Source organism: Streptomyces atratus, assembly GCF_040655115.1.
GTDB classification, from domain to species: Bacteria; Actinomycetota; Actinomycetes; order Streptomycetales; family Streptomycetaceae; genus Streptomyces; species Streptomyces atratus_D.
In genome coordinates this window covers 1-23,005 of sequence record NZ_JBFAJH010000030.1, presented here as the reverse complement: position 1 = coordinate 23,005, position 23,005 = coordinate 1, and the positions used below count along the sequence as shown (strand labels likewise).

General features: G+C 69.5%; 20 protein-coding genes. 18 read left to right on the top strand and 2 right to left on the bottom strand.

Annotated features, from left to right (window positions below):
• Positions 1–163 precede the first annotated feature (163 nt).
• Positions 164–964, top strand: a complete 801-nt coding sequence (locus tag AB0I23_RS26660; RefSeq protein ID WP_359112948.1) for a DeoR/GlpR family DNA-binding transcription regulator — start codon at positions 164–166, stop codon at positions 962–964.
• A gap of 42 nt (positions 965–1,006) precedes the next feature.
• Here AB0I23_RS26660 and AB0I23_RS26655 read toward each other — a convergent pair whose 3' ends face one another.
• Entirely contained in the window at positions 1,007–2,251 is a 1,245-nt protein-coding gene (locus AB0I23_RS26655) for a DUF3472 domain-containing protein (RefSeq protein ID WP_359112946.1), read from the bottom strand.
• Positions 2,252–2,630: 379 nt separating this feature from the next.
• Here AB0I23_RS26655 and AB0I23_RS26650 point away from each other — a divergent pair, with 379 nt between their 5' ends.
• From AB0I23_RS26650 to AB0I23_RS26630, 5 genes are all read left to right on the top strand, one after another.
• Complete coding sequence (locus AB0I23_RS26650) at positions 2,631–3,641, top strand: ABC transporter permease (RefSeq protein WP_359112945.1); 1,011 nt, start codon at positions 2,631–2,633, stop codon at positions 3,639–3,641.
• On the top strand, positions 3,638–4,597 hold the full coding sequence (locus AB0I23_RS26645) for a carbohydrate ABC transporter permease (RefSeq protein WP_359112943.1): 960 nt from the start codon (positions 3,638–3,640) through the stop codon (positions 4,595–4,597). The genes AB0I23_RS26650 and AB0I23_RS26645 overlap by 4 nt, the downstream gene beginning before the upstream one ends.
• Positions 4,598–4,649: 52 nt before the next feature.
• The gene (locus AB0I23_RS26640; RefSeq protein WP_359112942.1) at positions 4,650–6,287 is read left to right on the top strand and encodes a hypothetical protein; all 1,638 of its coding nucleotides are present in this window, start codon (positions 4,650–4,652) and stop codon (positions 6,285–6,287) included.
• A 39-nt stretch (positions 6,288–6,326) separates the two neighbouring features.
• A complete protein-coding gene (locus tag AB0I23_RS26635; RefSeq protein ID WP_359112941.1) occupies positions 6,327–7,499 on the top strand; it encodes a Gfo/Idh/MocA family protein in 1,173 nt (390 codons plus the stop codon).
• 457 nt (positions 7,500–7,956) lie between these two features.
• Complete coding sequence (locus AB0I23_RS26630) at positions 7,957–8,955, top strand: MBL fold metallo-hydrolase (RefSeq protein ID WP_359112939.1); 999 nt, start codon at positions 7,957–7,959, stop codon at positions 8,953–8,955.
• Between the two features lie 121 nt (positions 8,956–9,076).
• Here the strand turns inward: AB0I23_RS26630 and AB0I23_RS26625 are convergent, their stop codons facing one another.
• Positions 9,077–9,205: a hypothetical protein gene (locus AB0I23_RS26625; RefSeq protein ID WP_359112937.1), complete on the bottom strand. Its 129-nt coding sequence runs from the start codon at positions 9,203–9,205 to the stop codon at positions 9,077–9,079.
• 413 nt (positions 9,206–9,618) lie between these two features.
• Between AB0I23_RS26625 and AB0I23_RS26620 the strand changes: the two genes are divergently transcribed.
• From AB0I23_RS26620 to AB0I23_RS26565, 12 genes are all read left to right on the top strand, one after another.
• Complete coding sequence (locus tag AB0I23_RS26620; RefSeq protein ID WP_359112935.1) at positions 9,619–9,807, top strand: hypothetical protein; 189 nt, start codon at positions 9,619–9,621, stop codon at positions 9,805–9,807.
• A 104-nt stretch (positions 9,808–9,911) separates the two neighbouring features.
• Positions 9,912–10,310: a cell division protein SepF gene (locus AB0I23_RS26615; RefSeq protein ID WP_037700939.1), complete on the top strand. Its 399-nt coding sequence runs from the start codon at positions 9,912–9,914 to the stop codon at positions 10,308–10,310.
• 55 nt (positions 10,311–10,365) lie between these two features.
• Entirely contained in the window at positions 10,366–11,580 is a 1,215-nt protein-coding gene (locus AB0I23_RS26610; protein ID WP_436847002.1) for an AAA family ATPase, read from the top strand.
• The gene (locus tag AB0I23_RS26605) at positions 11,577–11,936 is read left to right on the top strand and encodes a nucleotide pyrophosphohydrolase (RefSeq protein WP_359112931.1); all 360 of its coding nucleotides are present in this window, start codon (positions 11,577–11,579) and stop codon (positions 11,934–11,936) included. The genes AB0I23_RS26610 and AB0I23_RS26605 overlap by 4 nt, the downstream gene beginning before the upstream one ends.
• Positions 11,937–12,060: 124 nt before the next feature.
• On the top strand, positions 12,061–12,585 hold the full coding sequence (locus AB0I23_RS26600) for a DUF6099 family protein (RefSeq protein ID WP_359112929.1): 525 nt from the start codon (positions 12,061–12,063) through the stop codon (positions 12,583–12,585).
• 90 nt (positions 12,586–12,675) lie between these two features.
• Complete coding sequence (locus AB0I23_RS26595) at positions 12,676–13,599, top strand: LLM class F420-dependent oxidoreductase (RefSeq protein WP_359112927.1); 924 nt, start codon at positions 12,676–12,678, stop codon at positions 13,597–13,599.
• A 42-nt stretch (positions 13,600–13,641) separates the two neighbouring features.
• Positions 13,642–14,580 carry a homocysteine S-methyltransferase gene (gene mmuM / locus AB0I23_RS26590; RefSeq protein ID WP_359112926.1) on the top strand — a complete coding sequence of 313 codons (939 nt, stop codon included), beginning with the start codon at positions 13,642–13,644 and terminating at the stop codon, positions 14,578–14,580.
• Positions 14,581–14,646: 66 nt separating this feature from the next.
• Positions 14,647–16,140 (top strand): 3' terminal RNA ribose 2'-O-methyltransferase Hen1, encoded by a 1,494-nt coding sequence (locus tag AB0I23_RS26585; RefSeq protein WP_359112924.1) that lies wholly within the window; start codon positions 14,647–14,649, stop codon positions 16,138–16,140.
• Entirely contained in the window at positions 16,137–18,704 is a 2,568-nt protein-coding gene (locus tag AB0I23_RS26580; protein ID WP_359112923.1) for a polynucleotide kinase-phosphatase, read from the top strand. Before AB0I23_RS26585 ends, AB0I23_RS26580 begins: the two co-directional genes overlap by 4 nt.
• 110 nt (positions 18,705–18,814) lie before the next feature.
• The gene (locus AB0I23_RS26575; protein WP_359112921.1) at positions 18,815–20,047 is read left to right on the top strand and encodes an arginine deiminase; all 1,233 of its coding nucleotides are present in this window, start codon (positions 18,815–18,817) and stop codon (positions 20,045–20,047) included.
• 156 nt (positions 20,048–20,203) lie between these two features.
• Entirely contained in the window at positions 20,204–21,208 is a 1,005-nt protein-coding gene (gene argF / locus AB0I23_RS26570) for an ornithine carbamoyltransferase (protein WP_359112920.1), read from the top strand.
• 210 nt (positions 21,209–21,418) lie between these two features.
• A complete protein-coding gene (locus AB0I23_RS26565; RefSeq protein WP_359112918.1) occupies positions 21,419–22,858 on the top strand; it encodes an amino acid permease in 1,440 nt (479 codons plus the stop codon).
• Positions 22,859–23,005: the final 147 nt, after the last annotated feature.

The following is a 23,005-nucleotide window of genomic DNA, read 5'->3' as shown; positions in this document are numbered from 1 at the left end:
TGAATGCTCGTTCACGCACGTTATACACGTTCTACAATCATTATCAAGCATTCTGCTTGCATGGGGCTTGACTGATCGGCGCCTTGTGCGACCCTTGCGCTTGTCCGGTGACACTGCCCAAGGGGATGGGTGCTCGAATCCCGGGCCCGTAAGGAGAGTTCACTTGTCCAGGGATGCCCGGTGGGACGCGCTGCTTGAGCTGGTCGGCAAACATGGCCGGGTGGAGGTCGAGGACGCCGCGACGACGCTGGACGTCTCGGCCGCGACCATCCGCCGTGACCTGGACCAGCTCGCCGAGCAGCAACTGCTCACCCGAACCCGCGGCGGCGCCGTCGCGCACGGAGTCTCGTACGAACTGGCGTTGCGCTACAAGACGGGACGCAACGCCCCGGAGAAGCAGGCCATCGGCCGCGCCGTGTCCGGACTCGTGGCGGTGGGCGAGGTGGTGGGGCTGACCGGCGGCACCACGATCACCGAGGTCGCCCGCTCGCTGGCCGTGCGCTCCGACCTCGTCGGTGACACCGGCCCCGGGGCCGGGGGGCAGCCGACCCTGACGGTGGTGACCAATGCCCTCAACATCGCCAACGAACTGGTGATACGGCCGCAGATCAAGATCGTGGTGACCGGTGGGGTGGCCCGGCCGCAGTCGTACGAGCTCACGGGGCCGCTGGCCAGTGGCGTACTCGGCGAGATAACGCTGGATGTCGCCGTGCTGGGCGTCAACGCGATCGACACCGAGCGTGGGGCGTACGTCCACCACGAGGGCGAGGCCAGCATCAACCGGCTGCTCGCCCAGCAGGCGCAGCGGGTCGTTGTGGCCGCCGACTCCTCGAAGATCGGCAAGCGGGCCTTCGCCCGGGTCTGCGATCTCAGCCAGGTCGACTTCCTCGTCACCGACACCGGCATCACCCAGGACGCGAAGGCCCGTTTCACCGAGGCCGGCGTCACCGTCATCGCTGTGTGAGAGTGACGCCGGCCCGTCCGGCGGTGACACCGTCCCGCGTTGTCAGGCGCGGGGCGCGGTCCACTGCTGGTCGGCCCTGCCGGTGCAGTCGCGCAGTTCCACGCGGTGCCCGGTCTCGTTGCCGCCGGGAGCGTACAGGCACTGGCCGGTCGCGTCGTTCACGATCGAGCCGTGTGCGCCGTACGTCCAGGTCGTCAGCGGTCCGGGTGTGCCCGCACACGTCGTGATCGTGACCGGGACCTTCTTGTCGTTCCCGGCCGTCTCGGGCGCGGCGGTCAGGCAGAAGTTGTTCACCAGGCGCAGCGTCCGGTCGGCGCCGTGCACCCAGCCCTGGTCGGTGCGGCGGTGGCAGGTCTCGACGACGGCGGCCCGGTTCTCGGCGGCGGCCAGATCGGCGTCCTCGGCCCATTCGAGCTGGGCGTAGTCCACGCCGTCCACGTCCAGGCAGTTGCCCGCCCGGTCGGTCACGGCGTCCCGGGTGGAGTTGCCGATGCCCAGGACCTGCTCGCCGCCGTCGGGGCCGATCGTGCTGGTGACGTTGGCGCAGTCACCGTTGTTCTCGGGCCGGGTGGCGGTGGCGGTGACCTGGGTGTTGTTCAGGGTCGTGGCCTTGGGCAGACCGAACGTGGCGGCGCTGTAGGGCTGCTGCACACAGGTGGAGCGGGTCATGCTCCACTCGTAGTACTCGACCCAGTCGACCATGCCGGCCGTCTTGATTCCGGTCGCCGGCGTCAGGATGCTGCCCAGCTTGAACGAGGTGTGGGCGGTGGTGTCCTCGACGGTGGCGCCGAACCAGCCGCCGCCCTCCGAAGCCACGTTGAACGTGTAGGTGTGACCGGCCTTCCACGGGACATTCATCCGGCAGCTGTAGCCGGTGCCCTCGCCGCCGAAGTCCTGGCACCAGCTGCCCTTGCTGCCGGGCTTGGCCTGGTTCACGTCCCAGACGGAGAAGAGGAACAACTGGTCCTCGCCCCCGTTGTCCTGCATGCCGATGTAGCCGCCGTTCCCCTGGTTGAAGCCGAACTGATGCGACCAGAAGGTGTGCGAGGTGAAGCCGGGGTCGGCGGTGACCGTGGTGCTCCAGGTCACGGACGACAGGTCCGGCGTCCCGGCGGGGAAGGCGTAGTGCGTGTACGTGCCAGGGGTGTCCCCCCAGCCGTCCTCATTGGCGTTCGCCGTGCCTGCCGTGGACATGGCGATGCCGGCTACAAGTGCCAGTGCCGCGACGGCACTTCCGGCGATGTGACCGAGCCGGCCGAAGCCGGACCTGGACGTGCGAGAGCTCATACGGGCTTACCCGTCTCTGCTTGAGAATGTTGGGAGATGTGCTCATCAGCGCAAGATCGAGCACGAGGTCGCATCTTGGACCCGCTTTGACCCCACTGGCAAGAGGTTCGGCGATCTCGTCAAAGGTGCTTCGATGCCCCGTCTGCGCCCGACCCGGGGTCACAACAGGGTTAAAAGGGACCTTCTTCAGACTTTTTCCATGTCTATAGATGTTCGTTACCTGGGTGGAATGAACAACTCTTGCCATCGAGGTGCACCGTCGTGAACTATGTGGCTGTCGCCGCGAGGGAGCAGCGGCCGCACCGTCACCGGTGCGTGCCGCAGCCGTGATCGCGGGACACTCCCCCTTGCTCCATCAGCCCTGGAGGTGCCTGTGACGATGGCAGATGCGCCGGTCTCATCCGTGCGGTCGCCGGTGCCGCAGCCCCGTGACCCCGATGACGCGGACTCACCCGCCGGGAAGAAGCGAGCCCAAGGCCGAATACGGCAGCCGCTGCGGTACCGACTGAAGCGGGACAAGGCGCTCCTGCTGTTCTGCCTGCCGGGCGTCCTGTACTTCGTACTCTTCTTCTATCTGCCGCTCGCGGGCAACGTCATCGCCTTCCAGGACTACCAGCCGTTCCTGGGCTTCAAGCAGAGCCCGTTCGTCGGTCTGGCCAACTTCACGGCGCTGCTCGCCGAGCCGGAGTTCTGGAGCGCGGTCTCCAACACGCTCCAGATCACCGCGATCCAGCTGCTCCTCTACTTCCCCGCCCCGATCGCCCTGGCGCTGCTGCTCAACTCGCTGATCAGCGAGAAGATCAAGCGATTCATCCAGACGATCGTCTACCTCCCGCACTTCCTGTCGTGGGTGGTCGTCGTCGCGATGTTCAAGCAGGTGCTCGGCGGTGCGGGTTCGGTCACCACGCTCCTGATGGAGCACGGGGTCAACATCGGCAACGTGATGACGGACCCCGGCACCTTCAAGCTGCTGATCACCGCCCAGGCCATCTGGAAGGACTGCGGCTGGGGGACGATCATCTTCCTGGCCTCGATCGCCTCGATCGACATGGGCCAGTACGAGTCCGCCGCCATGGACGGCGCCGGCTGGCTCCGCAGGATCTGGCACATCACCCTGCCGGGTATCCGGCCGGTGATCCTCATGCTGCTGATCCTGCGGCTCGGCGACATCCTCTCGGTGGGATTCGAGCAGATCATCCTGCAGCGCGACGCCGTCGGAAAGGACGCCGCCGAGGTCATGGACACCTACGTCTATTACCACGGGGTCATCGACGGTGACTGGGGGATGAGTACGGCCGCCGGCCTGATGAAGGGCGTCATCGGATTCGCCCTCATCCTCGCCGCCAACAAGCTGGCGCACCGCTTCGGTGAGCAGGGAGTGTACCGATGAGTCAGCAGCCCCTTGCGACCCGACTGCGCACGGCGCGATTCGGCCCCCGGGGAACCACCCGCAGCCGCACGGCGTCCGGCCGTCCGCCCTGGATGGAGCGACCGCACTGGTACGGGCAGGGCGCGAAGGCCGTGGCCCTGATCGTCCTGACCGTGATCGTGCTCTACCCGTTCGTCCTCGCCGTCGGCACCAGCCTGGCGAGCCGCGAGGAGCTCAACGCCAACGGTGGCTACGTCCTGCTGCCGAAGCACCCGACGCTGGAGGCGTACCGGGTCATCCTCTCCGGCGGTGTCGTCACCCAGGCCGCCGTGGTCTCCATCTTCATCACGCTGATCGGTACCGCGCTCAGCCTGGCGTGCACGGTGATGATCGCGTACGGAACCTCACGGCCCGGCACGGTTCTCGGAAAGCCGATCCTGCTGATGGTGCTGGGCACGTTCCTCTTCGCCCCCGGCATCATCCCCACCTACCTGGCGGTCCAGCAGTTCAAGCTGCTCGACACCTATGCCTCGCTGATCCTTCCCGTACTCCTCAACGCGTTCAACATCGTCGTCGTCCGCTCCTTCTTCCAGAGCATTCCCGAGGAGCTGTACGACGCCGCGCGGATCGACGGCGCGGGTGAGGTCACGGTCCTGTTCCGGATCGTCCTTCCGCTCTCCAAGGCGGTTCTCGCCGTGGTCGGTCTCTTCTACGCGGTCGGCTACTGGAACAGCTTCTTCAACGCGGTGCTCTACCTCAACGACTCGGGTAAGTTCCCCATCCAGGTGATCCTGCGCTCCTACGTCCTCAACGGTCAGAGCATCAACGCGCAGGCCATGGGAGTCCACGCGATTCCGCCCGCGACCTCGCTGCAGATGGCCGTACTGATCATCGCGATCGTGCCCATCTTCTGCGTCTACCCCTTCCTGCAGAAGTTCTTCGTCAAGGGCGTCCTCACCGGGGCGATCAAGGGCTGATCCGTCCACGCGGACATCGCCCCACGCACGTCACACACTTCAAGGAGCACCCATGTCCACACACCTGTCCCGGCGCGGCTTCATGGGCGCGGCGGGGATAGCCGGCCTCACCGTCGCGGGCCTGTCGTCCCTGACCGCGTGCGGCAGTGGCGCCACCGTCAGCAAGGGCGGCGCCAAGGCGTCCGCCAAGCTGAAGCTCCCGACGTACGTCCCTGCGCAGACCGCCCCCGCTGACCTCGCGGGCAATGCTGCCGGACTGGACGCCACGTACCTGCGCTACCCGAAGAAGCTCACCAAGTCGGTGGCCCAGGCTCCCGGTGACGGCAGCCGCATCACGGCGCTGACCGAGACCTTCACGACGCCCGCCCCGGCCCAGGGCAAGAACGCCTACTGGCAGGAGCTGAACAAGCGCCTCGGTTCGCAGTTCGACATGACCATCGTGGTCGAGGAGGGCGCCGGCTACCCCGGCAAGTTCAACGCGATCGTCGCCAGTGGGGACATCCCCGACCTGGTGTGGTTCCCGCCGAACCAGGGCCTCCAGCACGTCCCCGAGCTGCTGGACGCCAAGTTCCACGACCTCACGCCGCACCTGTCAGGTGACGCGGTCAAGAAGTACCCGAACCTGGCCAACCTGCCCACCACCGCGTGGAAGACCGCCGTCATCAACGGCAAGATCCGCGGTGTGGCCGTCGCGTACGGTTCCATGGGTCAGGTCTACGTCGTCAACCAGGACTTCTGGAAGCCGGTCGGCGGCGCCGAGTTCACCAGCGCCGAGGACTTCCTCGCCAAGGGCAAGGAACTCCTCGACGCCAAGCGCAACAAGTACGTCCTGGAGCCGGCGTACGTGAACCACGTCGGCCAGTTCGCCCAGTGGTTCGGCGCGCCCGCCAGCTGGCGGCTGGAGGGCGGCAAGCTCACCCACCTGTACGAGACCGAGGAGTACCTGGAGGCTGTGGCCTTCGCGGTCAAGGTCCGCAAGGCCGGTCTCTTCTGGCCGGACCCGAACCTCAGCACCACCATGGAGAAGGTGGCGCAGGGCTCGCTCGGCGCCTATGTGCAGTCCTTCCCGAGCTTCCTGACCGACGTCAAGACCTACGACTTCCCGTTCGGCCTCATCGTGCCGTTCGCCGGCAAGGCCGGTGCCACCCCGTCGTACACCTTGGGCTACGGCTCGGTCGGTTACACCGCCATCTCCAAGAAGGCGGACGCCAAGCGCGTCGAGATGCTGCTGCGCGTGCTCGACTACCTCGCCGCCCCGTTCGGCACCGAGGAGCGGCTCTTCCTCGACAACGGCATCGAGGGCACGCACTACACCCGTACCTCCAACGGCGACATCAAGCTCACCGCCAAGGGCAACGCCGAGGCCGTGACCACCGCCATGCCGCTGGCCTTCCTCGCCAACACCCCTGAGTACATCTACCTGCCCGGCAAGTCCGAAGTGGCCTCGAAGATCCACGGCTGGCAGGAAGAGCTCCTCAAGATGGGCAAGGCCAACCCCACCAGCGGTCACTTCTCGGACGCCTCGACGAAGAAGGGCGCCTCCATCGGCACCGCGGTGAGCGACACCGTCCTCGACGTCGTCGCGGGCCGCAAGCCGATCTCCGCCTTCCAGGACCAGGTGAAGAAGTGGCGCTCGGGCGGCGGCGACGAGATCCGAGCCGAGTTCGAGGCCTCGATCGCCGGTAAGTAGTCTCCGCCCGCACCACCCGTACAGACAGAAGGGACCCCCGTGTCAGACCTGCGACTCGGCGTCATCGGGCTCGGCCTCCGCCGCTCCATCGCGATGTCCGCCCACCACCCCGGACAGGGTTCGGCGATCACCGCCGTCTGCGACCTCGACCCCGAGGTGCGGCAGCGCGAGGCCGAGCGCTTCGGCACCGATGTCGCGGTCGAGGACTACAAGCTGCTCCTCGACCGGGACGACCTCGACGCGATCATCATCGCCACCCCGGACGACACCCACGAGGTCATCGCCATCGACGCCCTGCGGGCCGGCAAGGCGGTCTTCGTCGAGAAGCCGCTCGGTATCACCGTGGAGAGCTGCGACAACGTCCTGCGCGCCGCGTACGAGACGGGGACCCGGCTGTACGTCGGCCACAACATGCGCCACATGGGCGTCGTGCGGCTGATGCGCGACATCATCGCCCGCGGCGACATCGGCGAGCCGAAGGCCGTGTGGGTGCGGCACTTCGTCGGCTACGGCGGTGACTACTACTTCAAGGACTGGCACGCCGACCGGACCCGCACCACCGGACTGCTGCTCCAGAAGGCCGCGCACGACATCGACGTGCTGCACTGGCTGGCCGGCGGCTACACGCGCCGCGTCAACGCCCTCGGCGACCTCCTCGTCTACGGAGACCTGCCGCGCCGCGAGGCGGACACCCCGCGCCCGGACAACTGGCTGCGGGAGTTCGACTGGCCGCCGACGGCCCGCAAGGACCTGCACCACATCGTGGACGTCGAGGACGTCTCGGTGATGAACATGCAGCTCGACAACGGCGTCGTGGCCGCCTACCAGCAGTGTCACTTCACCCCGGACTACTGGCGGAACTACACCGTCATCGGCACCGAGGGGCGGCTGGAGAACTTCGGCGACAGCCCCGGTGACGAGGTCAAGGTCTGGAACACCGGACCCAGCGGATACCGCGCCGAGGCCGACATCACCTACCGGGTGCCGGAGGCAGGCGGCTCGCACGGCGGCGGAGACACCCGGATCATGGAGGAGTTCTGCCGGTTCGTCCGCGACGGCGGCGTCACCGACACCTCCCCGGTCGCCGCCCGGATGAGCGTCGCCGCCGGAGTCCTCGCGACCCGCTCGCTGCGTGAGGGCGGGGCACCGTACGACGTGCCGACCCTCGACCCCGAGCTGATCGCTTACTTCGAACGCGGTCAGGACCGCTAGAACGCCCTGGCCGGAATCTGACCGGGAAGTGTCGGACAGGGCTTCGGCCCTGTCCGACGGGTTTCACTCGCACACCGTGCACCTCGCCCCAGAGATACACGCACGAGAGCCCGATCCCCCTTCCCCCCGTCGGAAGCAGGTGCAACGCAGAAACTGCGTGGGCGCGTCGGGAGGTGTCCCGGACGGGACGGTCGCTCTGTTTTCAGCCATGCTCGGTGGGTAATCGACCCCTTCCTGTTTGGCGGCCGCTCGATCGGCCATGACCGAGAAGCGTGACACCGTCGGGTGAAAGGAGCTCGAACATCCGGAAGATGTCGTACAGGGGTGAGAGCGCCCGATCCCGTACCGTCACCGCCGCACCGCGACCGGCGTGATAAAGAGTGACTTTGCGCCAAACGGACCCCTCGGTGCCAGAGTTCGAACGCGTTGCCGGATCACGGTCGGCATAATCGCGTCCATGTCGATCACGGGCGGAGACTTCGTCGAGCTGGGCCGGGACCTGTACGCATGGCTCCCGCCGAAACGGGGCTGGGGTTTCGCGAACTGCGGCCTCCTGACGTCACCTCGTAGGGCGATCTGGATCGACACCCCGTACGACCCCGTGCTCGCCGGCCAGTTCCTGGCCGAGTCCACGAAGCGGCTGCCCGAGGGCGCCGCCGTCGACCGGGTGATCGTCACCCACGCCAACGGGGACCACTTCTGGGGCGCGGGCGTACTCCCGGACGCGGAGATCATCGCGACCCGCGAGGCCCGGGAACACATTCACTACGAACCCACCCCGAAGCAGCAGCACGCGCTCGTCCAGGGAAGTGATCCGGCCACCGCGCTCGGAGAGTACCTCAAGCGCCACTTCGGCCCGTTCGACTGGTCGCGGACCGAACCCGTGCAGCCGACCACGTACTTCACCGGCGAACTCGAACTGATCCTGGGGGAGTACCCCGTCCGGATGACGGCTCTGCCCCCCGCCCACACCACGGGTGACCTGATCGTGCATCTGCCCGCGCAGCGCACCGTGTTCAGCGGCGACGTCATCTTCGCTTCCACGCCGGAACAGCCTGGCGACCACCCGGTGCACTGGGCGGGCCCCCTCTCCCACGTGATCGCCGCCTGCGAACAGGTGCTGGCCACCGGCGCCGAGACCATCGTCCCGGGCCACGGACCGGTCCTCGACCCGGCCGGCGTGCGCGCACACATGGGCTACCTCGAGTACGTACGGGAACGCGCCCACGCTCTCCACGCGGCCGGGGTGCCCGCACTGGACGCGGCCCGCCGGGTGATCGCCGAGGGGCGCCACCCCGAACTCGGCCTGGCCGAACGCCTTGTGGTCACGATCGGCAGCGAGTACCGGCAGCTCGACGGCTCCGAACTGCCCGGCGTGCTCCAGGTGATGACCGATGTCGCCGTCGTCGCTCATGAGGTGGAGCAGTCCCGTGGGGCGGCAGACCACGAGCGGTGACACCCGGATCGAGGAGCGGCAACGGGTCGACGCGGCCGCACGCGCGGCGATGCGCGGCCCCTCCGCCAGGATTCAGCCGCTGCTCAACTCCCAGCCGCTGCTGCACAAGCCGCATGACAGGTCACGCGCCGACGCGGGCGATGAGCGCAACGCCTCCGCGTACGCCGATCTCGTCACCGTCGTCCCCACCCTCGTCGCCGACGGACACGCCCGGCCCCGCCGCGACCTCCCCTCGTACTTCCTCGGCCATCCGGCCGGTCTGGACAACGACGAGACTGTGCGTCAGATCACTTGGGTCATGAGCGCGGGCCACGACGCGACGACCAACCTGATCGGCAACGCGTTGCCGCACACGCTGACTGACGCGCTACGCCGGCTTCCTGAACGGCGGAGCGACGGCGGCCCACGAGGCGATCGACGAGGTCCTGTGGCAGGACCCGCCGCCGGCCGATTTCGCCGCGCACTGCCCCCGCCACGACACCGAGTTCCACGGCGTCCGGCTGCGCGCGCCGGGCAACTGCTCCCGCTCTCCTCGCAGAGACCAACACCCAGTCCCCGCCAGCCCCTTCGGAACCCGGCGTGCGCTCCGGAGGCAGCGCCCGTCCGTCCTGGTCGGCGGGGCCGCACCGGTGCCCTGCGATGCAGCCGGCACTGCTCATCGCGATGACCGCGATCGAGCAGCTGACCAGCCGGCCGTGTGATGCGGAGCTGGCCGTTCCGGCGAGCGAACTGATCTGGCGGCCCGACCTGTTCCACCGCGCGCTGGTGCATCTCCCGGTCCGTTTCCCCCCGCTCGACGTGACCGGCGACGCAGCGCTTTCGGCACCGCAGGAGGTGTCGATCAGCCGCTGACCCGTGTCGGTGGTACGCCGAACGGGTGAGGGGCGCGAGAATTGCCCGATGAACAGCGAGCGCAGCCGGCGCAACGCCGACCGAAGCACAGACGGGGTGGTCCGGTGAGCAGGTACGACAGGTATGACGTCACGGACGAGCAGTGGGAGGGTCTGGCCCAGGTCGTACCGCTGCGCAGCCGTAACGAGTGGCCGTCAAGGGTCGACCACCGCGCCGTCCCCGACGATCACGAGACCGTTGAGCAACGTCGCATGGTCGTGCTGCGGGTGCAGGTCTTCGCGGACGCGCGCGAGGTGGCCGAGTATCTGGTCGCACAGATCCCCGTGCTGCTCGATCTGACCAGTGCGGAGACCGATGTGGCCAAGCGGATCCTGGACTTCACCAGCGGTGTGGTCTTCGGGCTCGGCAGCGGAATGCACCGCGTCGACCGGAACGTGTTTCTTCTGTCGCCGGTCGGCATGGAGGTCGAAGGGGTCACGGGGGCGGGCGTCCCCCGATCGTAGGAAGGTCGTGCGGGCGGAACGGTTCGCCGGTCGCCGGTGTGCGTACGGTCCGCTCATGACTGCACGCTGCCCGGAGAACCCGTGGGCGACCCCAGTGACATCGGCCGCCCGAGAAGTCCGAACCGAGCCCGTCCGAACCGAGCTTGTCCGTTCCGCCGGTCCCGTCGTCACGGAACTGCGGCTCTCCGCCTTCGCCTCGCACCGTGGCGCCGTCCTCCCGGTGGGCCCGCTCACGCTGTTCGCCGGGGCCGGCGGCAGTGGGAAGTCCAGCGCGCTGCGGGCGTACGAGGCGCTGGCCCGGCTGGGCGCGGGCGACCCGCTCGACGAGGTGTTCCCGGATCCGGCGGCGTACGTGCCCGAACGGGCCGGTCCCGACGCCCAGGGCCGCCGCGGCTTCCGGATCGGCTGCACCGCGACCGGCCCGGCAGGACCGGTCCGGCTCGACCTCGCCGTGCAGGCCGAGCCCACCCTTCGGATCGTCGGCGAACGGCTGACCGGCGGCGGCGAGACGCTGCTGACCACCGCGCTGCGCGACCTCAGGGGCTCGACGGTCCAGGCGTCCTGGCACACGGCCGGCACCGTCCCGGTGACCCGGGCGCCGCTGCCGGACGACCTGCTCGGCACGGCGCTGCTGCCGCTGCGGGTCGCGGGCACGACCGAGGGGCAGTTACAGGTCCTTGCCGCCGCCGAACAGATGGTCGTGGCCCTGCGCTCCGTCTTCGTGTGCGAACCGCAGCCGCAGCGGATGCGGGCGCCGGTGCCCGGTGGGGAGGACCGGCTGCGCCGGGACTGCGGCAACCTCGCGGCGGTACTGGAACGGACACACACCCAGTGCGGACAGCGGCACGCCCGGCTGGTTGCGGCGGCCGCTGCCGGATGCGCTGGGACGGTGAGGGGGCTGGGCATCGAGCGGCTCGCGAACGGGTTGCTGCGCGCCGTGGTGGAGCGCGACGGCGGTCACCTCACCCCGGTCGGGCGGCTCGGCGACGGCGAGTTGAGGTATCTGGCGCTCGCCCTGGTCCTGCTCACCGGCCCCGGCGTGCTGGCCATGGACACCGCGGCGGAGGTGCCGTCGGCCATGCAGACGCTCACCGTGCTGGTCGACGGGCTGGACCGGGACCTGGACGGACGGCAGGTGGCGGAACTGCTGGGCCTGGCCGCGTCGATCGGCGCGACCGGGCACCTCAGACTGGTGGGGACGGTTGCGGAGGCGGCTGCCGGACGGGCCCGCGGGACGGCCGGTGCGACGGTGGTAGACCTGGGACCGTGAACGGACTCGATGTACAGACACTGCAGCGACGGCTCGCCGCGTTCGCGGCCGCCCGGGACTGGGAGCAGTACCACACCCCGAAGAACCTGGCGGCCGCGCTCAGCGTCGAGGCGTCCGAACTGGTCGAGATCTTCCAGTGGCTGACGCCGGAGCAGTCCGCGCGGGTGATGGAGGTGCCCGAGACGGCGCATCGGGTGGCGGACGAAGTCGCGGATGTGCTCGCGTATCTGCTGCAGTTCTGCGAGGTGCTGGGCATCGATGCGCTGGCGGCGCTGGCGGAGAAGATCGATCGGAACGAAGCGCGCTTTCCGGTTCCGAAGCCCCCGGAATCCCAAGACCGTCACTCTTCGGAGTGATCGATTTCTTCACAGTCGACTTCGTGTCCACAGATTTCCGAAATCCCCTGGCTTTTCGGTGCCGCTCCCCTCACTGTGGGTAATGGATGAGGTGAGCGGGTTTTCGTTCGGACGGGGGCAATACATGGAAGCGGAGCGGCTCATAGAGGTAAGTCGGCGGGCTCTGGCGCAGAGCCGGGGCGCGCCGTCCATCATGGCGGAGGCCTGGCAGGTCCAGGCGCTGGCCCAGGCGATCGGCGAGCGGCTGGCGGCGTACGGGCCGAAGACACTGCGGGGTGAGGCACGGGAGCTCGGTGAGATCGGGGGGAGCGGCGGCGGTGCGCCGGATCATCCGGTGGTGCGAACCGGCACGGCGCGGGCCGCGCAGCTCTCCGAGGTCGCCGATCCCCGGGCGGCCCTGACCGGTCTCGGCGCGCTGCTGGGGGAGATGGGGATGGCCCTCGTCGCGGTGGCCTGCGACACCGGCGAGGAGAGCCTCTACTGGCAGTGCATCGAGGCGATCGATGCGGCCGACGAGGCGCTGGACCGGGTGCACGGGATGCTCCGGCTCCTCGCCGAGCAGGACCGGGAACAGGACCGGCAGCGGGAGCGGGACGGTGCGTACGGTGCGGTGCGCGGACCGGCGGGCTCGGCGGCGGGCCAGCCGTGACGGTGCGGGGTCGTCACGGCGGGGCGTTCGGTGGGGCGGCGCCGGGCGGGTGCGAGGAATGACCGGTGCTCGGAGGTGCAGGATGGAATCATGGATCTTCGAATCTTCACCGAGCCCCAGCAAGGGGCGAGCTACGGCACCCTGCTCACCGTCGCCAAGGCCGCCGAGGACCTTGGGTTCGACGCGTTCTACCGCTCCGACCACTATCTCCGCATGGGGGCGGGCGACGGGTTGCCCGGCCCGACCGACGCGTGGATCACTCTCGCCGGGCTGGCGCGCGAGACCAAGCGGATCCGGCTCGGCACGCTGATGACCGCGGGGACTTTCAGGCTCCCGGGTGTCCTCGCGATCCAGGTCGCCCAGGTCGACCAGATGTCCGGCGGACGCGTCGAACTCGGTCTGGGGGCAGGCTGGTTCGAGGAGGAGCACAAGGCGTACGGAATTCCGTTCCCCAAGGAGAAGTTCGGCCGGCTGGAGGAGCAGCTGGCCATCGTCACCGGGCTGTGGGCGACCGGGATCGGCGAGAAGTTCAACTACGACGGGGCCTACTACCAGCTCACCGACTCACCCGCGCTGCCCAAGCCGGCACAGGCCAAGGTGCCGATCCTGATCGGCGGTCACGGTGTGACGCGTACACCGCGGCTGGCCGCGCAGTATGCGGACGAGTTCAACATTCCGTTCGCCTCCCTCGAGGACAGTGAGAAGCAGTTCGGCCGGGTCAGGGAAGCGGCGAAGGCGGCCGGGCGCGGCGCGGACGACCTGGTGTACTCCAACGCCCTGGTGGTCTGCGTCGGCAAGGACGACGCGGAGGTGGCCCGCCGGGCGTCGGTCATCGGGCGCGACGTGGAGGAGTTGAAGGCGAACGGGCTCGCGGGCTCGCCCGCCGAGGTGGTCGACAAGATCGGCCGGTACGGCGAGATCGGGGCGTCGCGGATCTATCTCCAGATCCTCGACCTGAACGATCTGGAGCACCTGGAACTGATCTCCTCGCAAGTCCAGTCCCAGCTGAACTGACCGACGGAGCTGCAGGAGCAGCCACGACCGGAAGGAACACCTGTGCAACCCGCCCGCCCGCTGGCCGCCGCGCTCGACGAGTCCACCGTCCTCCTCGACGGCGGTCTCTCCAACCAACTGGAGGCGCAGGGCTGCGACCTGTCCGACGAGCTGTGGTCGGCCCGGTTGCTGGTCGACGAGCCGGGGCAGATCGAGGCCGCGCACCGGGCGTATGTGCGGGCGGGTGCGCAGGTGCTCATCACCTCCGGCTACCAGGCGACGTACGAGGGGTTCGCGCGGCGGGGGATCGGCCGGGTCCGGGCGACGGAGCTCTTCGCCTCCAGCGTGGAGCTGGCCCGGCGGGCCGGTGCGGCGGCGGATCGGGAGGTCTGGGTCGCCGGCTCCGTCGGCCCGTACGGGGCGATGCTCGCGGACGGCAGCGAGTACCGCGGCCGGTACGGCCTCTCGGTCCGGGAGTTGGAGCGCTTCCATCGGCCCCGGATCGAGGCGCTGGCCGCGGCCGGCCCCGATGTGCTGGCGCTGGAGACGGTGCCGGACACCGATGAGGCCGAGGCGCTGCTGCGGGTGGTCGATGAATGCGGGCTGTCGGTCTGGCTCTCGTACAGCGTGGCGGGCGACCGGACCCGGGCGGGGCAGCCGCTGGAGACGGCGTTCGGGCTCGCCGCCGGGCACGACCGGGTGGTGGCCGTGGGGGTGAACTGCTGCGATCCGGCGGACGCGGACCGGGCGGTGGTGACGGCGGCCGAGATGACCGGGAAACCCGTCGTCGTCTACCCGAACAGCGGGGAGCGGTGGGACGCCGAGGGCCGGGGATGGACCGGTGGTGCCACGTTCGACCCTTGCCGGGTGAGGGGCTGGCAGGAGGCCGGTGCGCGGCTGGTCGGCGGCTGCTGCCGGGTCGGGCCCGGGCTGATCGCGGAACTGGCCGGGCTGCTGGAGGCGGGGCCGAAGGCGGGGAGAGAAGAACCCCGGACACCCTGAGGGCCGTCCCGTGGATGCCACGAAAATGCCTGGTCGAGGGCAGTGATCCAGACCATACTCGGACGTGTGTTCCTGACCATCAGTACGACCGGCACCCCTGAGCGCCCTGCGACCGACGTCGGCTTCCTGCTGCACAAGCATCCCGAGAAGGCGCAGGCGTTCTCCACCTCCCACGGCACCGCGCATGTCTTCTATCCCGAGGCATCCGCCGAGCGCTGCACGGCAGCCCTGCTGCTGCAGGTGGATCCCGTGGCGCTCGTGCGCCGGGGCAAGGGCAAGGGCCGCGGCGGCGCTCCCGACGCGGCACTCGCGCAGTACGTCAACGACCGGCCGTACGCGGCGTCCTCGCTGCTCTCCGTCGCGATGAGCACCGTCTTCAAGTCCGCTCTGAACGGCGTGTGCCGGGCCCTGCCCGAGCGCGCGGCGGCGCCCCTGCCGCTCAGGATCGAGGTGCCCGCGCTCCCGGCACGCGGTGGCGCGGAGCTCGTGACGAAGCTTTTCGGTCCGCTCGGCTGGACGAGCGTGGACGCGGTGGCCGTACCGCTGGACGAGCAGTTCCCGGAGTGGGGCGACTCGCGGTACGTACGACTGGTGCTGGAGGGCGAGTTGCGGCTCGCGGACGCGCTGCGGCAGCTGTACATCCTGCTGCCGGTGCTCGACGACGCCAAGCACTACTGGGTCGCGCCCGACGAGGTGGACAAGCTGCTGCGGGCCGGTGACGGCTGGCTGGCCGACCACCCGGAGCAGAAGCTGATCACCAGCCGCTATCTCTCCCGGCGCTGGGGGCTGACCCGGCAGGCGATGGAACGGCTTGAACTGGTACGGCTTGCCGAGCTGGACGACCTGGCGGTGGAGAGCGTCGACAACGCCGTGGACGAGACGACGGACACCGAGGAGAAGCCGGTGCCGCTCGCCGAGCAGCGGCGCGAAGCGATCCTGGAGGCGCTGCGGGCCGCCGGGGCGAGCCGGGTGCTGGACCTGGGCTGCGGACAGGGGCAGTTGGTTCAGGCGCTGCTGAAGGACGTGCGCTTCACGGAGATCGTCGGCGTCGACGTCTCGATGCGTGCCCTGACCATCGCCTCGCGCCGGCTGAAGCTGGACCGGATGGGCGAGCGGCAGGCCGGCCGCGTCACGCTGCGGCAGGGCTCGCTCACGTACACCGACAAGCGGCTGGGCGGGTATGACGCGGCCGTGCTCAGCGAGGTCGTCGAGCACCTCGACCTGCCGAGGCTGCCCGCGCTGGAGTACGCGGTGTTCGGCTCGGCCCGGCCGCGGACGGTGCTCGTGACGACGCCGAACGTGGAGTACAACGTCCGCTGGGAGAGCCTCCCCGCCGGGCACGTGCGCCACGGCGACCACCGCTTCGAATGGACCAGGGCCGAGTTCCGGGGCTGGGCGCAGGAAGTGGCGCGGCGGCACGGATACGAAGTCGGCTTCGTGCCGGTGGGACCCGATGACCCCGAGGTGGGGCCGCCGACTCAGATGGCCGTGTTCACGAAGACCGCCGAGGACGACACGGAGAAGGACGACACGAAGAAGAAGGAGGCGAAGGCAGCATGACCGACAACGACACCGAAAAGAGCACCGACGCGCACCGCACGCTGCCGGTGACCGACCTCTCCCTCGTCGTGCTCATCGGGGCCAGCGGTTCCGGCAAGTCCGCGTTCGCGCGCAAGCACTTCAAGCCCACCGAGATCATCTCCTCGGACTTCTGCCGCGGCCTCGTCGCCGACGACGAGAACGACCAGAGCGCGAGCGGTGATGCCTTCGACGTCCTGCACTACATCGCGGGCAAGCGGCTCGCCGCGGGACGGCTGACCGTCGTCGACGCCACCAACGTCCAGGCCGAGAGCCGCAGGCAGCTGGTGCAGCTGGCCCGGACCCACGACGTGCTGCCCATCGCGATCGTCCTCGACCTGCCCGAAGAGGTCTGTCAGGCGCGCAACGCCACCCGCCCCGACCGCGCCGGCATGCCCCGCCACGTCGTCCCGCGCCACCGCCGCGAGCTGCGCCGTTCGCTGCGGGGCCTGGAGCGCGAGGGGTTCCGCAAGGTGCACATCCTGCGCACCGAGGAGGAGGTCGACCACGCCGACGTGGTGCTGGAGCGCCGCTACAACGACCTGCGTCATCTCACCGGTCCGTTCGACATCATCGGTGACATCCATGGCTGCAGCTCCGAGCTGGAGACCCTGCTCGGCAAGCTCGGTTACGTCGACGGCGCGCACCCCGAAGGGCGCACGGCGGTCTTCGTCGGCGACCTCGTCGACCGCGGCCCCGACAGCCCCGGCGTGCTGCGCCGCGTCATGTCCATGGTGGCGGCGGGCAACGCCCTGTGCGTGCCGGGGAACCACGAGAACAAGCTCGGCCGCTACCTCAAGGGCCGCAAGGTCCAGCACACCCATGGGCTCGCCGAGACCATCGAGCAACTGGACCGTGAGGACGCCAGGGACCCGGCCTTCCGCGAGCAGGTACGGGAGTTCATCGACGGGCTCGTCAGCCACTACGTGCTGGACGAAGGGAAGCTGGTCGTCTGCCACGCCGGGCTGCCCGAGAAGTATCACGGGCGCACTTCCGGACGGGTCCGCTCGCACGCGCTGTACGGGGACACCACCGGCGGGACCGACGAGTTCGGCCTGCCGGTGCGCTACCCGTGGGCGGAGGAGTACCGCGGCCGTGCCGCCGTGGTCTACGGCCACACCCCCGTGCCCAGCACCTCCTGGGTCAACAACACCCTCTGCCTGGACACGGGCGCGGTCTTCGGCGGGAAGATGACCGCGCTGCGCTGGCCGGAGCGCGAACTCGTGGACGTACCGGCCGAGAAGGTCTGGTACGAGCCCGCGAAGCCGCTCGTCACGGAGGCACCCGGGGGCCGCGAGGGGCGTCCGCTCGACCTGGCCGATGTGCAGGGCCGACGGATCGTGGAGACGCGGCACATGGGCCGCATCTCGGTGCGCGAGGAGAACGCCGCGGCGGCGCTCGAGGTGATGAGCCGGTTCGCTGTGGACCCGCGGCTGCTCGGCTACCTCCCGCCGACGACGGCGCCCACCGCGACCTCCCACGAGGAGGGCTTTCTGGAGCACCCCGCCGAGGCCTTCGCCCAGTACCGGGCCGACGGGGTCGCGCAGGTCGTGTGCGAGGAGAAGCACATGGGCTCGCGGGCGGTGGCCCTGGTCTGCCGTGACGCGGACGCGGCCCGCGAACGGTTCGGGGTCGAGGGCCCGACCGGGGCGCTGCACACCCGTACCGGACGGCCGTTCCTCGACGACGCCGCCCTGACCGAGGTGATCCTCGGCAGACTGGGCACGGCCGTCGCCGCCGCAGGACTGTGGGAGGAGTGGGACACCGACTGGGTGCTGCTCGACGCCGAGCTGATGCCCTGGTCCCTCAAGGCGGGCGGGCTGCTGCGCTCCCAGTACGCGGCGGTCGGCGCCGCGTCCGGTGCCGTACTCCCCGAGGTCGACGCGGCACTCGCGGCAGCGGCGGTCCGCGGTGTGGACGTCGCCGACCTGGCAGCCCGTCAGCAGGACCGGACGGCCGACGCCGCGGCGTTCACCGACGCCTACCGTCGCTACTGCTGGTCCACCGAGGGCCTGGACGGGGTGCGGATCGCCCCGTTCCAGATCCTCGCCGTGCAGGGGCGCTCACTGGCCTCCGTACCGCATGACGAGCAGCTGGCCTGGCTGGACCGACTGGTGGAGCACGACCCCACCGGCCTGCTCCAGGTCACCCGCCGACTCGTCGTGGACACCGGCGACGAGGCGTCGGTCCGTGCCGGTACCGACTGGTGGCTGGAGATGACCGGCAGCGGCGGCGAGGGCATGGTCGTCAAACCCCTCGCCGCGCTCGTGCGGGACGAGAAGGGCAGGCTGGTCCAGCCGGGCATCAAGGTGCGCGGCCGGGAGTACCTCCGGATCATCTACGGCCCCGAGTACACGCGTCCGGAGAATCTGGAGCGGCTGCGTTCCCGGTTCCTGGGCCACAAGCGGTCGCTGGCGCTCCGCGAGTACGCGCTCGGTCTCGAGGCCCTGGACCGGCTGGCCGAGGGCGAGCCGCTGTGGCGGGTCCACGAGGCGGTGTTCGCGGTACTCGCCCTGGAGTCGGAGCCCGTCGACCCGAGGCTCTGACCGCAGCCGGAACGCGCCGGGATGCGATGCCGGACCCGGCATCGCATTCGGTGGCGAACTCGGTGGCGATTCGCCGGGTGAACGGCGCTCCGCGCGGTGAGGATGGAGGCATGGGATTCCATGTCGACTCCGAGGCCGGGCGGCTGCGCCGCGTCATCCTGCACCGCCCCGATCTGGAACTGAAGCGGCTCACCCCCAGCAACAAGGACGCGCTCCTCTTCGATGACGTGCTGTGGGTGCGCCGCGCCCGGCAGGAGCACGACGGCTTCGCGGACGTCCTGCGCGACCGCGGGGTGGAGGTGCACCTCTTCGGCGATCTGCTGCGTGAGTCCCTGGACATCCCGGTGGCCAAGCGGCTCGTCCTCGACCGGGTCTTCGACGAGAAGGAGTACGGCCCGCTCGCCACCGAACACCTGCGGGCCGCCTTCGAGGAGCTGCCCACGGCCGAGCTGGCCGAGGCGCTGGTCGGCGGTATGACGAAGCGGGAGTTCCTGGAACGGCACAGCGAGCCGACATCCGTCCGCTTCCATGTCATGGACCTGGACGACTTCCTGCTCGGTCCGCTGCCCAACCACCTCTTCACCCGGGACACCTCCGCCTGGATATACGACGGGGTGTCCATCAACGCGATGCGCTGGCCCGCCCGGCAGCGCGAGACCGTCCACTTCGAGGCGATCTACCGCCATCACCCCCTCTTCACCGGCTCCGAGGCGGGAGCCTTCCACCACTGGTCCGAGGGGCAGGACGACTATCCGTCCACCATCGAGGGCGGCGACGTCCTGGTCATCGGGCAGGGCGCCGTCCTGATCGGGATGAGCGAGCGCACCACCCCGCAGGCGGTGGAGATGCTGGCCCGCGGACTGTTCGACGCCGGTTCCGCCCGGACGATCGTGGCGCTCGACATGCCCAAGAGGCGCGCGTTCATGCACCTCGACACGGTGATGACGATGGTCGACGGCGATACGTTCACCCAGTACGCGGGGCTGGGCATGCTCCGCTCCTACACCATCGAGCCCGGCAGCGGACCGCGGGAGCTCAAGGTCACCGACCATCCGCCCGAGCACATGCACCGGGCCATCGCGGCGGCGCTGGGTCTGGACTCGATCCGGGTCCTCACGGCCACCCAGGACGTGCACGCGGCCGAACGCGAGCAGTGGGACGACGGTTGCAATGTGCTGGCCGTCGAGCCGGGCGTCGTCGTCGCGTACGAGCGCAACGCCACCACCAACACGTATCTGCGCAAGCAGGGCATCGAGGTCATAGAGATCCGCGGCAGCGAACTCGGCCGGGGCAGGGGCGGTCCCCGCTGCATGAGCTGCCCGGTGGTCCGCGATCCGGTGTAGGCACGAGCGGTGCCCGACCGAACGGGGGAACGCCGGGCCGCACGGGAGTGCGGACGACGGCACGGGAGCACCCGAGACTGTATAGCGATGCGTACTCTCGTATAGACTTCCAGGGAACTGTACGCGCGACCCTCGCCCGACCCAGGAGCAGTCACCATGGCCATAGACCTCGCAGGCCGCCACTTCCTCAAGGAGCTGGACTTCACGGCCGAGGAGTTCCGCGGCCTGATCGACCTGGCCGCCGAGCTCAAGGCCGCCAAGAAGTCGGGTGCGGAGGTGCAGCGGCTGCGCGGCAAGAACATCGCGCTGATCTTCGAGAAGACCTCGACCCGCACGCGCTGTGCCTTCGAGGTCGCCGCCGCCGACCAGGGTGCCTCCACCACGTACCTCGACCCCTCGGGCTCACAGATGGGTCACAAGGAGTCGGTGAAGGACACCGCTCGCGTACTCGGCCGGATGTTCGACGGCATCGAGTACCGCGGTGACAGCCAGGCGGCCGTCGAGGAGCTCGCGGCGTACGGCGGTGTCCCCGTCTTCAACGGGCTCACCGACGACTGGCACCCGACCCAGATGCTCGCCGATGTCCTCACGATGACCGAGCACAGCGACAAGCCGCTGGAGCGGATCGTCTTCGCCTACCTCGGCGACGCCCGCTTCAACATGGGCAACTCGTACCTGGTCACCGGTGCGCTGCTGGGCATGGACGTCCGGATCGTCGCTCCGAAGTCCTACTGGCCGGCCGAGGAGGTCGTCGCGCGGGCCCGCAGGCTCGCCGAGGCCAGCGGTGCGACTGTCACCCTCACCGAGGACGTCGCCGAGGGCGTCCGCGGCGCCGACTTCGTCGCCACCGATGTCTGGGTCTCCATGGGCGAGCCCAAGGAGGTCTGGGCCGAGCGCATCACGGCGCTCGCGCCGTACGCCGTCACCATGGACGTCCTGAACGCCACCGGGAACACCGACGTCAAGTTCCTGCACTGCCTCCCGGCCTACCACGACCTCGGCACGAAGGTCGCCCGCGAGATCCACGCCGCCCACGGGCTGACCGAGCTGGAAGTCACCGACGAGGTCTTCGAGTCCGCTCACTCGATCGTCTTCGACGAGGCCGAGAACCGGATGCACACGATCAAGGCCGTCCTGGTGGCGACCCTGGCCGCCGCCTGACGGGGCGCCGCCAGGTTCTGTATGAACATGCGCCCGATTGGGTGAACATGCAGGCAATTGGTTACAGTGGTTCCACTTGGTGGGGTTCGAGCTCGCGGGCTCGGACCCCATTGTCGTGCCCGATGTGTTCCCCCCCACGGAGCCGGCCGGAGCCCCCCACCAGCTCCGCGCGCACGCCCCACATGCTCCACCAGAGAAGAGATCATCCCCGTGAGTCCGCTCCGCCCGCAGAGCCTGTCGCCCCGGCCGGGACTGCGCATCAAGAGCCCCACCCAGCTGGTCGCCGAATCCGGCGCCGACCTGGAGGGGCACGGCCTCAAGCGCACCATGGGGCTGTTCCAGCTCGTGTGCTTCGGCATCGGCGCCATCGTCGGAACCGGCATCTTCGTCGGCCTCTCCGGCAGCGTCGCCGAGGCCGGTCCCGCCGTTGTCGTCTCCTTCGTCCTCGCCGCGATCACCTGCATCTTCACGGCGTTCTCCTTCGCCGAGCTGGGCGGCGCGATCCCGGTCTCCGGCAGCTCCTACTCCTTCGTCTACGCCACTCTGGGCGAACGCACCGCGTTCCTCGTCGGCTGGTGCCTGCTGCTGGAGTACGGCGTCTCGGTCTCCGCGGTCGCGGTCGGCTGGAGCCAGTACGTCAACGAGCTGCTGAACAGCCTCGTCGGCTGGCACCTGCCCGCCGCCCTGTCCGCCGGGCCCGGCGACGGCGGCGTGATCAACCTCCCCGCCGTCGTGGTGATCATGATGGCCGCCACCCTGCTGGTGCGCGGCGTCCGGGAGAGCGCGGGCGCCACGGCCGCGATGGCCGTCCTCAAGATCGGCATCCTGATCGCCTTCTGCGCCATCGCGTTCACCGCGTTCGAGGCCGGTCACCTCTCGCCGTTCGCCACCCACGGCGTGGCCGGGATCACCTCCGGCGCCTCGCTGGCGTTCTTCTCGTACATCGGCTTCGACGCCGTCACCACCGCCGGCGAAGAGGTCAAGAACCCTCGCCGGAACATCCCGATCGCGATCATGATCTGCATCGGCGTCGCCACCCTGCTCTACTGCGCGGTCGCCCTCACCGCCATCGGGGCACTGGGCCCGGACGCAGTCTCGGACAAGCCGGCCGCGCTCTCGCTGATCGTCGACCAGGTCACCGACTCGACCGTCGGCGGCGGCATCATCGCCTTCGGTGCGGTCGTGGCCATCGCGTCCGTGGTGCTCGCGGTGATGTACGGGCAGACCCGCATCCTGATGTCGATGTCCCGTGACGGCCTGGTCCCGCGGGTCTTCGAACGCGTCTCGCCGCGGACGGCGACGCCCGTCGCCAACACCTGGATCGTGGCCACCGTCTTTGCCGTTCCGGCGGCCTTCGCGTCCCTTGACGCGGTGGTGAACCTGACCACCATCGGCACGCTCGCCACCATGGTGGCGGTCAATATCGCGGTGATCGCGCTGCGCCGCAGCCACCCCGGGCTGAAGCGTTCCTTCCGGGTGCCGCTCTACCCGGTCAGCCCGATCCTGGGCGTTGGCTTCTGCCTTTATCTGATGTACGGGACGGGCTGGGCGACCTGGGTGCAGTTCGTGGTCTTCCTGCTGGTCGGCGCGGCGGTGTACGCCTGCTACGGGCGACGCCGGTCCCGGCTGGCCGGCGCGGAGCGGGCCTGAGAGCGCCCGCCAGAGGGTGTCCGGCGGATCAGTCGCCGGACACCTCCTGGGACTGAGAGCCTGTCGGGTGACCTTCGATCGGAGAGCGGACGCGGCATGGTGCGTGCGATTCCAAGGCGCCGGGATGGCCTTGTAGCGGAGCTACCA

What these genes read in the sequence shown, in the direction of transcription:
- AB0I23_RS26630 (WP_359112939.1), top strand. Translation starts at nt 7,957, where the DNA reads ATGTCGATCACGGGCGGAGACTTCGTCGAGCTGGGCCGGGACCTGTAC.
- AB0I23_RS26580 (WP_359112923.1), top strand. Translation starts at nt 16,137, where the DNA reads ATGACCGACAACGACACCGAAAAGAGCACCGACGCGCACCGCACGCTG.
- AB0I23_RS26620 (WP_359112935.1), top strand. Translation starts at nt 9,619, where the DNA reads ATGACCGCGATCGAGCAGCTGACCAGCCGGCCGTGTGATGCGGAGCTG.
- AB0I23_RS26655 (WP_359112946.1), bottom strand. Translation starts at nt 2,251, where the DNA reads ATGAGCTCTCGCACGTCCAGGTCCGGCTTCGGCCGGCTCGGTCACATC.
- AB0I23_RS26575 (WP_359112921.1), top strand. Translation starts at nt 18,815, where the DNA reads ATGGGATTCCATGTCGACTCCGAGGCCGGGCGGCTGCGCCGCGTCATC.
- argF (WP_359112920.1), top strand. Translation starts at nt 20,204, where the DNA reads ATGGCCATAGACCTCGCAGGCCGCCACTTCCTCAAGGAGCTGGACTTC.
- AB0I23_RS26645 (WP_359112943.1), top strand. Translation starts at nt 3,638, where the DNA reads ATGAGTCAGCAGCCCCTTGCGACCCGACTGCGCACGGCGCGATTCGGC.
- AB0I23_RS26595 (WP_359112927.1), top strand. Translation starts at nt 12,676, where the DNA reads ATGGATCTTCGAATCTTCACCGAGCCCCAGCAAGGGGCGAGCTACGGC.
- AB0I23_RS26610 (WP_436847002.1), top strand. Translation starts at nt 10,366, where the DNA reads ATGACTGCACGCTGCCCGGAGAACCCGTGGGCGACCCCAGTGACATCG.
- AB0I23_RS26600 (WP_359112929.1), top strand. Translation starts at nt 12,061, where the DNA reads ATGGAAGCGGAGCGGCTCATAGAGGTAAGTCGGCGGGCTCTGGCGCAG.
- AB0I23_RS26625 (WP_359112937.1), bottom strand. Translation starts at nt 9,205, where the DNA reads ATGGCCGAGGAAGTACGAGGGGAGGTCGCGGCGGGGCCGGGCGTGTCC.
- AB0I23_RS26650 (WP_359112945.1), top strand. Translation starts at nt 2,631, where the DNA reads ATGGCAGATGCGCCGGTCTCATCCGTGCGGTCGCCGGTGCCGCAGCCC.
- AB0I23_RS26640 (WP_359112942.1), top strand. Translation starts at nt 4,650, where the DNA reads ATGTCCACACACCTGTCCCGGCGCGGCTTCATGGGCGCGGCGGGGATA.